The 12,008-nt window shown below is 29.7% G+C and carries 13 protein-coding genes; 6 read left to right on the forward strand and 7 right to left on the reverse strand.

What is annotated here, in order from left to right:
- Window positions 1–34: 34 nt before the first annotated feature.
- The 4 genes from ACSIGE_RS10885 to gldA all read left to right on the forward strand — a co-directional run bounded on the left by ACSIGE_RS10885 (window position 35) and on the right by gldA (window position 3,650).
- Window positions 35–1,108 (forward strand): YfaP family protein, encoded by a 1,074-nt coding sequence (locus ACSIGE_RS10885; protein ID WP_440879900.1) that lies wholly within the window; start codon window positions 35–37, stop codon window positions 1,106–1,108.
- Window positions 1,109–1,220: 112 nt separating this feature from the next.
- The gene (locus ACSIGE_RS10890; RefSeq protein WP_440879901.1) at window positions 1,221–2,045 is read left to right on the forward strand and encodes a thymidylate synthase; all 825 of its coding nucleotides are present in this window, start codon (window positions 1,221–1,223) and stop codon (window positions 2,043–2,045) included.
- A 216-nt stretch (window positions 2,046–2,261) separates the two neighbouring features.
- The gene (locus ACSIGE_RS10895; RefSeq protein ID WP_440879902.1) at window positions 2,262–2,753 is read left to right on the forward strand and encodes a dihydrofolate reductase; all 492 of its coding nucleotides are present in this window, start codon (window positions 2,262–2,264) and stop codon (window positions 2,751–2,753) included.
- A 3-nt stretch (window positions 2,754–2,756) separates the two neighbouring features.
- Window positions 2,757–3,650: a gliding motility-associated ABC transporter ATP-binding subunit GldA gene (gldA, locus tag ACSIGE_RS10900; protein ID WP_440879903.1), complete on the forward strand. Its 894-nt coding sequence runs from the start codon at window positions 2,757–2,759 to the stop codon at window positions 3,648–3,650.
- A 53-nt stretch (window positions 3,651–3,703) separates the two neighbouring features.
- Here the strand turns inward: gldA and ACSIGE_RS10905 are convergent, their stop codons facing one another.
- The gene (locus ACSIGE_RS10905) at window positions 3,704–4,291 is read right to left on the reverse strand and encodes a hypothetical protein (RefSeq protein WP_440879904.1); all 588 of its coding nucleotides are present in this window, start codon (window positions 4,289–4,291) and stop codon (window positions 3,704–3,706) included.
- Between the two features lie 5 nt (window positions 4,292–4,296).
- Window positions 4,297–4,890 (reverse strand): hypothetical protein, encoded by a 594-nt coding sequence (locus tag ACSIGE_RS10910; RefSeq protein ID WP_440879905.1) that lies wholly within the window; start codon window positions 4,888–4,890, stop codon window positions 4,297–4,299.
- A gap of 872 nt (window positions 4,891–5,762) precedes the next feature.
- Between ACSIGE_RS10910 and ACSIGE_RS10915 the strand changes: the two genes are divergently transcribed.
- Entirely contained in the window at window positions 5,763–6,509 is a 747-nt protein-coding gene (locus tag ACSIGE_RS10915; RefSeq protein ID WP_440879906.1) for a hypothetical protein, read from the forward strand.
- A 142-nt stretch (window positions 6,510–6,651) separates the two neighbouring features.
- Here the strand turns inward: ACSIGE_RS10915 and ACSIGE_RS10920 are convergent, their stop codons facing one another.
- The 4 genes from ACSIGE_RS10920 to ACSIGE_RS10935 all read right to left on the reverse strand — a co-directional run bounded on the left by ACSIGE_RS10920 (window position 6,652) and on the right by ACSIGE_RS10935 (window position 9,348).
- Complete coding sequence (locus ACSIGE_RS10920) at window positions 6,652–7,389, reverse strand: hypothetical protein (RefSeq protein WP_440879907.1); 738 nt, start codon at window positions 7,387–7,389, stop codon at window positions 6,652–6,654.
- Window positions 7,390–7,406: 17 nt separating this feature from the next.
- Window positions 7,407–8,141, reverse strand: coding sequence for a hypothetical protein (locus ACSIGE_RS10925; protein ID WP_440879908.1), 735 nt, complete (start codon window positions 8,139–8,141; stop codon window positions 7,407–7,409).
- Between the two features lie 45 nt (window positions 8,142–8,186).
- Entirely contained in the window at window positions 8,187–8,423 is a 237-nt protein-coding gene (locus tag ACSIGE_RS10930) for a thioredoxin family protein (protein ID WP_440879909.1), read from the reverse strand.
- Window positions 8,424–8,775: 352 nt separating this feature from the next.
- Window positions 8,776–9,348, reverse strand: coding sequence for a hypothetical protein (locus ACSIGE_RS10935; protein ID WP_440879910.1), 573 nt, complete (start codon window positions 9,346–9,348; stop codon window positions 8,776–8,778).
- Between the two features lie 686 nt (window positions 9,349–10,034).
- Between ACSIGE_RS10935 and ACSIGE_RS10940 the strand changes: the two genes are divergently transcribed.
- Window positions 10,035–10,199, forward strand: coding sequence for a hypothetical protein (locus ACSIGE_RS10940; RefSeq protein ID WP_440879911.1), 165 nt, complete (start codon window positions 10,035–10,037; stop codon window positions 10,197–10,199).
- Between the two features lie 1,454 nt (window positions 10,200–11,653).
- Here ACSIGE_RS10940 and ACSIGE_RS10945 read toward each other — a convergent pair.
- A complete protein-coding gene (locus ACSIGE_RS10945; protein WP_440879912.1) occupies window positions 11,654–12,007 on the reverse strand; it encodes a hypothetical protein in 354 nt (117 codons plus the stop codon).
- Window position 12,008 lies beyond the last annotated feature (1 nt).

Below are 12,008 nucleotides of genomic sequence, written 5' to 3' on the forward strand. Positions count from 1 at the left end.
TCAACGGGTAATAGGGCGATTAACACATTACGATATGACTTTTTACAATGCTAAGCAAAGGGTAATGGAAGGAGAATTGCGATTTCCTCTTGGCGAAGGGCAAGAAATAGCGCGTTTGACCTTGGAGATAAATGGAAAACAAAGAGGAAGGCTTGTGGAAGTGTCGTATACCCTACCGATCACTATTTCGGTAGATGGCGAAACTATGGTAAATGCGAATCCAGTTAGGCCTACATCTAGAAATAATGGAATCACTAGGCAACACAACAATGTGCCCAAGCATAAAGAAACTTTACAAGTAGAGAAAAGAGAGGTGCAAACACCTTATATATATGCGCTAGAGTTTTTTAAAGATAAAGGAAATGCGTATCTGTTCTACCTCAGACAAAGAGAGAGCTATAAAGAGCTACCACACTATTATTTGGATGTGTCAAGCTTCTTTTACTCGAAATTTAAGGCAGAAAAATATGTTGCTAGAATCTTATCTAATATGGCCGAGTTATATCCAGATAGCTACCAAGAACTAAAGGCATTGGCCTATCAAAATATGGGGCTTTGCCAAAAGGTATATACTGTTTTTTGGGACATTATCTCAGGAAAAATATACAAAGAGCATCCCCAAGCAAGAGTTTTTAAAGGGATGGAAGCCATAGCTAAAAAGGAGATAAAATTACTCTATGCAGCATACAAAGAGGATTTGGATCTCACTATAATTCCAAAAGAGTTTCGCACAGATAAAATAGGTTATGATGTAAGAGTGGTAATCGATTGGAATCACAACGATACCGAGATTGATTTACATATCATCGACCCTAATAGAGAAGAGTGTTATTACGCTAAACCAACAACAAAACAAGGCGGCGTATTATCCAAAGATGGAACCGAAGGGTTTGGGTCAGAGTGTTTTCATCTAAAAAAGGCACAAAAAGGATTTTATTATATCAAAATCAACTATTTTGGAGATAGAAAGCAGAAGCTCGAAACCCCGACATTCCTTAAAGTTACCATATATACAAACCAAGGGAAAAAGAATGCTAGTAAAGAGGCTAGCGTAATTCGATTAACTCGAAAAGACAAGGAAGAAATAGTGGCAAGGATAAAAATATAAGACGCTATTTTCGTTAATAACTTATGAATAGAAAGTTGAAAAGCTTTCGCATTAAATGTCAAAGCTTTTTTATTTTTACAGATTATATTTAGTTGTAAGAATTACGAGAGAAATGAAACAATATTTAGATTTAGTAAAGCACGTTTTAGAAAGTGGAAATGAAAAAGGGGACCGAACAGGTACTGGAACGAAAAGTGTTTTTGGATACCAAATGCGTTTTGATTTGGAAAAAGGTTTCCCTATGGTTACCACCAAAAAACTACATTTAAAATCGATCATTTACGAATTGTTGTGGTTCATAAAAGGAGATACTAATATTCACTATTTACAAGAGAATGGGGTTCGTATTTGGAACGAGTGGGCGGATGAAAATGGAGATTTAGGGCCGGTTTATGGCCGCCAATGGCGAAATTGGAATAGTGATGAGATAGACCAATTAAAGGAGGTAATAGCAACCCTAAAAACCAATCCGAATAGTAGAAGAATGTTAGTTTCTGCTTGGAATCCTTCGGTTTTACCAGATACTTCAAAATCCTTTAGCGAAAATGTAGCCAATGGCAAAGCAGCATTACCACCCTGCCATGCTTTTTTTCAATTTTATGTTGCAGATGGTAAACTATCTTGTCAATTGTACCAAAGAAGTGCAGATATATTTTTAGGAGTGCCGTTTAATATTGCTTCGTATGCCTTGTTAACGATGATGGTTGCTCAGGTGTGTGGTTATGCGTCAGGAGAATTTGTACATACCTTCGGAGATGCCCATATTTATAACAACCATGTGGAGCAACTAGAATTGCAATTGTCAAGAACGCCTAAAAAACTTCCGACGATTAAAATGAATCCGAAAATAAAGGATATAGAAGCATTCACTTTTGAAGATTTTGAATTGGTAGATTACGATCCGCATCCCCATATCAAAGGAAAAGTCGCTATATAAGTAACGAACAATAAAAAGAGAAAAGGGGGTAAATAACTGAAAAAATATTTTTTATAAACGTTTTTTAGTTATTAATCCAATATAACTTTAGGCATAAGAAATGCAAAAACTTTCAATAGAGGTTTGTACAGAAATTACAGAGATTTATATTTTTGTGTATTGATTGATTTTGAATTCAATATTATAGAAATTAAATAAAAAAACAATTTTTATCAAATGATAACGGTAATTGCAGCCATAGGAAAAAACAATGAATTAGGGAAAGAGAATGAACTCATCTGGCATCTTCCAGCAGATTTAAAAAGGTTTAAAAAGCTAACTTCTGGAAATACGATCATTATGGGGCGTAATACATTTGAAAGTATTGGAAAACCGTTGCCAAATAGGACTAATATTATTGTAACAAGAGATCCAAATTACAAGAAAGATGGATGTTTGATAGCTAATAGCATAAAGGAAGCTATTAGTTTTGTAGAAAAAGGTAAAGAAATCTTTATTATTGGAGGAGCCCAAGTTTACAAGCAAGTATTAGAAAATGATTTGGTTGATAAGTTAGATATTACCTATATAAACGCTTCATTTGACGCCGATGTTTTTTTTCCTGAGATTAATGCAAAACAGTGGAAAGAGGTAAGTCGAAAACGCTTTGAAGCAGACGGTCAAAATAAATACGATTATACTTTCGTTTCCTATAATAGAAATAAATAAATTATGTCAATACAGCTTACTTCGTTAACAAAGAATTATAACGAACAAATAGCCGTTAATTCTATTTCTTTTGAGGCAAGGAGAGGGGAGATAGTCGGTTTTTTAGGACCAAATGGAGCAGGAAAGTCTACAACAATGAAAATATTAACAGGTTTTGTAAAGCCTAGTAGTGGGTTAGTAACTGTATGTGATATCAATGTTGTTGAAAACCCGATTGAAGTACAAAAAAAAATAGGGTATTTACCTGAGCACAATCCACTTTATTTGGATATGTATATAAGAGAATATCTACAGTTTCATGCAAGCATACATAAAGTAGAGAAAAATAAAATAGATTATACTATTGAAAAAGTCGGGTTACTCCCAGAAGTACATAAGCGAATAAAACAATTATCAAAGGGGTATAGACAACGTGTAGGTTTAGCAGCAGCAATTTTACATAATCCGGAGGTTTTAATTTTAGATGAGCCAACAACAGGATTGGATCCAAATCAACTTGTAGAAATTCGTCAATTAATTAAAGAATTAGGTAAAGATAAAACAGTATTATTATCGACTCATATAATGCAGGAGGTTGAAGCGATTTGTGATAGGGTTATAATTATCAACAAAGGAAAATTAGTGGTAGATAAATCCTTAGAAGAACTTAAATCTGGTGAAAAACAAGTTATAGAAGTTACTTTTGATTATAAATTAGAAGAACAGTTTATAAAAAGGCTTCCTAATATTTGCGGGTTTAAAAACACAATTGAAAATAATTGGATATTAGAGTTCGAAACCACAAAAGATATGCGTCCTGTTATTTTTGATTTTGCTCATGATAATGGGTTAAAAATTCTTGGTTTAAATAAGGAGAATAAAAATTTAGAAAAATTATTTCAAGAACTAACCAAGTAGTTCTGCAAAAAAATAATAATGCCTATCATAATAAACTGATAGGCATTACTTTTTTAGTACTCTATTCTTTTAAAAATAAACTTAGTTGTTTCTTCATCTTCTGAAGAAATTACAAGTACTTTGGTGTTTTTATTGTAAGAATACCTAGTAATAAGTCGTGGGTCATTCCTACCATAAACAACAGCATAATAGTTGTAGAAATAAGGTATTAGGTTATGAAATAAAGAATAATATTGACTGCAACCAAAATCATCAGGATCTCCTGTTTTTGTTACAATTAAATTGTAAAAACCAATTGTACCGCTGTATAAAGGTCCATTAATAACAGGGTCTTTGTCTATTTTTCTAAATCCAGCATGGAATTTATAACAATATGGATCATCAATTGATTCAATAAAGTTACCTGATACTCTAAACTTTAATTTAATATCTTGTTCTAAATGAACATTATTTGTGCTCCATACCATTTTATAATTCCCAGAAATTAACCTTCTAGCTTCTCTTATTGTAAATTTATGAGAAGATCTAGCTTCCATTTTAAGATTATCAATATTATAATTATCTTCTTTATCTTGAGAACAAGAAATTCCTGTCAAGATGATAATAAAAGAAAGACAGATAATAGTAGAAAGAGTCTTCATATTTACTAATCTATTTTGCTAAAAACAAATTTTGTAGTTTCATTATCTTCTGATAAAAGAGTTAACTTTCCAGAAGTTGCATCATAGGTAAACTTTGTGATCATAGTAGGATCTTCTACATTATTTAATACGGTATCTGGATTCCAGAAAAATGGAGCAAAGTTCTCTAAAATTTGCTCTGCTTCATCACATTCAATAGGTCTAAAAGTTTCTTGATCGACATGTTGTAATAAAAGAAGTGAGTAAAAACCTATTTCGCCCATATATTTTGACCCAACTCGTGTTGGATTTGCATCTATTTTTCTCAATGAAGCATTAAAATCAAAACAATATGGACTGTTTACTGATTCTATAAGTGGTCCGTCAGTTCTAAATCTTAATTTGATTGATTGGTTTCTATGAATACCTGTACTACTTTGTGTTAATTCATATTTACCAGCTATAATTCGTCTTGTATTATTTCTTGATTCTTTTTTAAGTTGTTGTTTATTTATTTCTGTATTTACTGATTCGCTTAAAGCGACTTCTTCTTCAGTTCTATTAGAAGAACACGAGTATATTAATAAACTTAGTACTGTTATTTTAAAAAAATTATTCATAAATATTTGTTTTTTAGTTTAAATCAGCAAAAACATAAGGCTCTATAGTGAGTGCTTTGTATAACAATGTTATTACTGACCTAGTTTTAAGTTAAATTCCTTTTTGTGGCCCACGTATTTGAATGAAACTTTTAATTATTCATTTGATAAAATTCCCATTCACTGAAAAGATATCACTACAAATTAAACCAAATTAAAAGTTTTTTTTAATCAGGGATTTTGATGTAATTATGATAGGGTTTTTACGAGTTGTTTAGTTTGAAGGTTGATGGGTTTTTAAAGAGTGTTTTGCTTTATTAGATACCAAACTGATTTTTATTTTAATTGTTTTAGATAATATTATTTTTGATACTATGCTGATATATAAAATATAATTATTTGCTATCGCTAAAGGATAGTTTTGATACTCGCCTTTGGTTTGTTTTTATGCGTGTTTTAGGGGTGTTAATAGGGTGTTAATCCCTGTTGTTTTTGTTTTGAAATCGCAATATTTTTGTGGCGAAAATACATTAATAAATATGAAATTAGCTAATATCAGTATAATTTTATTGATTAGAAGTAAGTAACACATAAGGCGTGAGAAAAGGCATAGGGAATAAAATCGTTTTTTTTATCCGAAAAAGGGGATTCCTAATGATTGAAAGAGATTTCATTGACCGTATAAAGTTCTTGATTAATTAGTAAAAATAAATTTATATAATAGTTGATCTTGAACGTAATAAAGAAATTATGAGCGTTTTTAATCAGGTGGAATAATAAAATTTAGCTCACAATACATATTAAATTAAATAAAAAAGATTTTTTGGTAAATATCAAAGCAAAACATTTATTGTAAAACAAATATTTAAATTTAACCTAATCAAAAGAAATAAATGAAGAAAGTATATAAGTGGATATTAATTTTTATTCCGTTAATAGTAATTTCGTGTCAGGACAATGTTGTTGATACGATTGACAATGGTAAGGTAATGAGACCAGTTCAAAAGAAAATGATATCAGAAGACAGTCAAATAAAAGTATTAAATTGGCTTTCAAAGCAAATTTTTAAAGAAGGTGGTAAATCTTCATTATTGGAGGAGTTCGAAGATAATGATAGGGTAAGCTTTTCAAAAGCACTTGCTATCTTCGATAAAGAGAAACAAGAGCAAAATTCAAAAGAAAGTTTAGAGGCTCAACAGCGAATTGAAAAAGAAAATCTTTATTATAAAAGTTTTTTAAAGAATTCAGATTTCACTTATTATAAGCCTTCAATAGGCAATAAAGAGCGTGACTTTATAATTGCTTTTGTACCTCAATATGAAAAAAAATCATACTTGCTAGGTGTCAATTCCTTAGGAAAAACAATCATGATTCCTTCAAATACATCTCCAGATTATCCCGTCTTACTCTTAAACAGTGTTGCAGGAACAACACATGAACTAAACTCAGATCTTACAATTAAAGCAAAAGAAAAACTCAGAGAATATATTAAAAATAATACCAATGCAAATACAAATAAAGTTAGAGAAGAATTTTTAAGGTCTAAAGAAGATCTACCTCATCATATAAGAGATCGTAAAATTAATTGGTATACGCCATTACCATTCATTAATAATTCAGGTATTCAAAGACATTTGTAATTAGTTATTGCTAATTAAGTTCTAAAAATAAAATAAATCATACGAATTTATTCGTATGATTTATTAGTGTAATAATCTGATAAAAATGTCAAATTAATAGACAAAAACAGTTGTAATTTTTTGTTTACTTAAGCCATCAATGTTATTGTACTTGGTAAGGCATTGATAAATTTCCTGATAATATTTCATAAACTTCATATACCCCTAGTAAAGGTAGATTTGATTTAGAAGTATTAACCTTCATGCGGGCAGAAACAGCATCAAATTTAAAGGTAGTTTTATTATTTACAAATGCCTTTGGAATAACTACTGTCATTGAATTTTTGTTTTTAACAACTTGGTAACCAGGAGAATCCATGTACATTTTCATCCCAGGATTCGTAGGAGGTAACTGTACGTTCAAATCACCATCTTTAAATTCCTTTACAGACAACCCTCCTTCTACTCTAGAATCATTGACCAATAAAACCCAATGAGAATGCCATACAGCTCCATCATTCTTATAATTTCTGTCATTATTCTCATCCCATAAAGGAGTGTCATCAAAGTCTGGATGAGATGTAAGTGCCATGGCTACAATACCTTCAGTATCTCCAAATCCGACATCATTACTATTTAAATCTGTCGGAAAAACATACCCCAGAACAGTTGCTCCATCTTGTTTACCTATTGGTTTTGGTATGGTTTCACCCGCTATGCCTGCCACACTAACTGTCATTTCTATTTGTTCTAAATCATCATTATAAGTTGCTGTAGCACTTGTAAGATTAAAGTTTTGATTTATAGAGGGTGTTACAGATGTTTCATTTTCCTCAGAGCATGAGTTTAGTAAGGGGGTGAAGGCTAAAAGGAGTATACCTAAAATTTTAGATAATTTCATATTAAATTCTTTTTTAATTATTTAGTAACAACACTATATGGAAGTGATAAATCGGTAGAAGCTATAGAATATACTTTATATACTCCAAGCATTGGATAACTTGAATTTGATGTGTTAACCTGCATATATGCTGTCACGGCATCAAATTTAAATTGTGTTTTATTATTCATTCGGTAAGCAGGTATTGCTACTTTTATAACATTTCCTTTTGTTATAACAGGAAAACCTGGAGAATCCATATACATTGGCATTTTAGGATTTGTTGGAGGTAGGGTAACGTTGTTATTATCTGGATCAAACTGTTTTACAAAAAGGTTATTACTAACATTTGAATCTTCTGTTAAAACAACCCAGTGTGGATGCCAGATAACGCCATCATTTTTATAATTACGATCATTATTTTCATCCCACAGAGGAGTGTCATCAAAATCAGGATGTGAAGTTAAAGCCATTGCGACAATACCTTGAGTATCGCTAAAACCAACATCACTCGATTTTAAATTAGTTGGAAAAACATATCCCAATACAGGGGCTCCATCCATTTTCCCAAATGCCTTCGGAATGGTGTTACCTGCTATTCCTTCCGTTTCAATACTAAACACCAATTGATCCAGACGACTATCGTAGGTCACAGATGTATTGGTTATTTTTAAATCAGGTGACGAACTAAAATTGGGATCCTCATTTTCCCCCTGACTAAAAGCAGCTAATGTAAATAGGGAAGTTATAAAATAGATTGCTATTTGTTTCATATTATTTAATTAGGATTACTAACTATTTTGTTTTTTAAAAAAAAATTATGCTCCTTTAACATCTTCCAAAGAAGCTCCAAAATTTATGTGTAGTACATTTCCATTAGGAGTTAAAAGAGCAGGAACTGATTTAAGACCAGCCTTTTCAGCTTCATCAATTCTGTTTTTTGTATCACCTAAATTTACAATTTCTACATTATCTAAGCCTATTAAGTTGATGATGTCTTGTTCAGCACTAACGCAAACTGGACAACCTGCATGATAAAAGATAGATTTACTCATAATAATTAATTTTTTTAATTTGTAGCAATATTGCTGATGCAAATATAGTAAGGATTCCTAACAAAAAAAATTAATTTTGCTTTTTTTAAGAAGATAAGTTTTAAATGAGGCTATTTTGTGCTAAAAGGATGTGCGATTTATTACAGTACAAAAGAGTTTATTTTTTGAAACCAAGTTTTAAACGAGGTTTGTGGGGTGACAGTCTCATAATTATTTAATTGCAGTGTCAATATCACTCCGTTATCATATATTATGGGTGTTAACCTAAGAATTTTAATTCTCAACTTTTAAGATATTTCCCTACCTTTTTGAAAGGTAAGGAATATATTTTATAAGAGTTTTACATGTTTAACTATTCTATTTTATTAAAAATAAAAAGTGTCGTTTTACTATCTCTGCTAAGTAGCGTTAATCGTTTATTACTAGTGTCATAAGTAAATTTTTTAATCATTAAGAATGGAATAAAGTCTCTGAAAATTTGCTCTGCTTCGTTGCATTCTAAAGGTTGTGAGGTTTCTGGGTCAATATGTGGCGGAAAAAGAAAACGATGAAACTCAATATTACCCATATATTTTGAACCAACACGGGTTGGGTTTAAATCAATTCTTTTTAAAGAGGCTTTAAAATCAAAGCAATAAGGACTGTTTACTGATTCCAATATAGGACCGTAAGTTCTAAACCTTAGTTTAATTGATTTATTTATATGTAATCCTGAGCTACTTTCTATTAATTCATATTCACCCGCTATAATTCTTCTTGTATTTCTTCCTGCCGAAATCCTTCTTGTATTCTTTTTTGCTTCTTTTCTTACTTGTTGTGATTTATTTTTAGTACCGATAGAGTCACCTAAACCAGCGTCTTCTATGTTATTTGAAGAGCATGATATTAATAAACTAAGTATTGATATTTTAAAAAAATGATTCATAAAATTTGGTTTTAGTATAATTTTAATAGGAAAAATAATTCTATTTTCAGTTTTCTCTTTTGAGTGAAGTTTTGAATTATTTATGTGATAACATTCCCAGTTTAATAGAAAGATATCTCGACAAATTAAGTCAAATTATATATGATTTGTAATAGGGGGTATTAATGAAATTTCGTTAAGGATTTAGTTTGTTGTATGTGTTGTGTGGAAAATCAATGTTAAGAATAGGTTTTTATTTTAGTTTAATTTTTTGATAAAAACTGATTTAATTAAAAATTAAGTCTTCAAATTTTACCTCGAGTCATATAATATAATTTCGGAGTAAAAATTGAATCCTCTTAAAAAACAAGTATCTTATTTGCATCCGAAGAGTAATGCTGATGAAGTAATGTGTATTTTCTTGTTTTCCGTGAGGTAATTTCAAAATAGAATAGATCTTGAAAAATCAGAAATAAAGGCGCTTCACAGAATGTTATTATGTCTAATAATTTAGAGACTGATTTTTCTAAAATAATTATCAAAACAAAAGGAAGATATAGAAAATATCGGACAAGGTGTGGAGTTTTTTTAGTATTATAAATATACAATAACCAGTAATTCCAATGATTAATGAAACGAGATTTTTGAACTAAAAGTTCAAGTTTTGGAGCCAATAAAAATGGACAGATTGGTATCCAAGCAGACCAATGAAATTTGGTGTTAATGTTTGTAAGTCAGAAGGAATACCTATTAAGATTAATAAAGGTTGGTATTGGAGTCTATCATATGAGGATATTGTTTTTGTTAATCCTGACTCAATAACTTACAATATGTATGATGAGATTAAAATCAAAGAAGGGGTAATATTTTAATTAGGTTCAATACTGAAAGTTCCATACAATGGAAATAATTATACTTTTACATACAGGTATCAGTATTTTAAAATAAATGAGAACGGAGAGTTATATGATTTAAGTTTTTGTCAAGGATAAATTTCGTTTTAGAAGATTTTTTTTCGATTCATGTTACCAATTTAATTTATTTAAAAAGGATACAATGTTTGAGATAATTTTATTAAAAATAAAAGTGATTAATAAGAAGGATTTCAATAAAGAAACTTGTTTATTTGTGAAATCAATTATTTAAACCTTTAGAGTTATTTCAATAATAAAAAAACATTAACATTCCAGATGTAATATATTATACTTGAATGTTTATGACTACAATAACTTATTTAGTAACTATTTTACTTCTATGAGTAGTATTTCTTTTATTATTAAATAATTAAAAGGAAAAATTCTAATGTTACTATTCTTAAATATTCCTAATTTATTTTGATCCATTTTTTTGTGTTAATTTATTTAACCTCTTGTAAACACTTACTAAATTAGGTTAGTTCGCAACAACAATTTTTCCATTATATTTACTAATCAAGCAGGTTACTAATTAGGCGGGTATAAACTGACACTATTATAACTTAGTTGCTTTGGTAACATGTGAGGCATATGTCCCCTTCCAAGGTGGGTAACCTAAATATATTTGTCTATCTACTATGTGATGATTACCTTCTTGTTTGAAAATTTCATCTAAAATTTTAATGGGTATATGTTCTACTACATCGTTAAAAATAATCAGATCAAATTTCTCATGATTTTGTAAAGGTGATTCTATTGCATCATGTAATTCTACCTTTACATATTGAAATATTGTACTTTCTCAACATGTATTCAGTTATTACAATATGATGCGTATCAATATCTAAACTATGTACTTTGCAATTTTCATACTGTTTTACAATTTAGATAGATATACCAGCTATTCCACATCTAAAATCCAAAATCTTTTTATTGTCAAGGTATAAATGTTTTTGAAAAGACTTTTTTTAAGATGTAAGTTGCTGTTTAAATAATTGTCAAGATTTTTTTCAGTATAAGTTACACCGTTTTCAAAATGTATTTGTATCATCAAAAACAATTGGATTTAATTTTGATTGTTAAAATGTTACATTTTTTAATAGAGACTGACAAGAAAAGAGTTGTCAACTAAAAAATATATTTTATTCTCTAGAGTAGCTTATATTCTCGTAATTATCACTGGTGTTTTTAGAGATAGACATATAGATAAGAGACGAGAGCTTAATTAGTTGACTCACTATTATTTGTCTATGAATAACCTTTTATCCAATACTTTATCGCTGATATGCAAAAAATAAAGACAAGTACTGACTTATTTAGAATGCTTAATACTAAAAATAAAATTAAAAAGCTTGATTTAGCTAAAAAGCTGATGTTTTTATTTTTAGGATTTTTATTGTTAAAAGAGAATGTTAAGAAAAATGAGATCTAAACCAAACTTTTTTCCAAATTCTTTTTAGGATTTCAAAGGATACTTTTTCTGAATATGATGCTAGATTGTCGGTATTTGAGGTAGTAATATTATCTTCAGAAACGTCAATTCTATAAAGCAGAGATAAATAAACGTTAAAGTCTGTCTTAATCAGATTTCGTATGGTTTTGTCTAGTTTTTCCTTTAGTTGAAAAGGCAATTCGTCTTTTGAAAAATGACAGTCTAATCCAACCAAGGAAAAATCTTTGTTTAATTGTAAAATTAATTCTTCATACAATTTTCCTTTGTAGATATCATTTAATAAGTCTTTGCTATCATTGTTTTTTGAGAGCATA

The sequence above is a fragment of the Tenacibaculum profundi genome (assembly GCF_052050075.1).
In the GTDB taxonomy this organism is placed as follows: domain Bacteria; phylum Bacteroidota; class Bacteroidia; order Flavobacteriales; family Flavobacteriaceae; genus Polaribacter.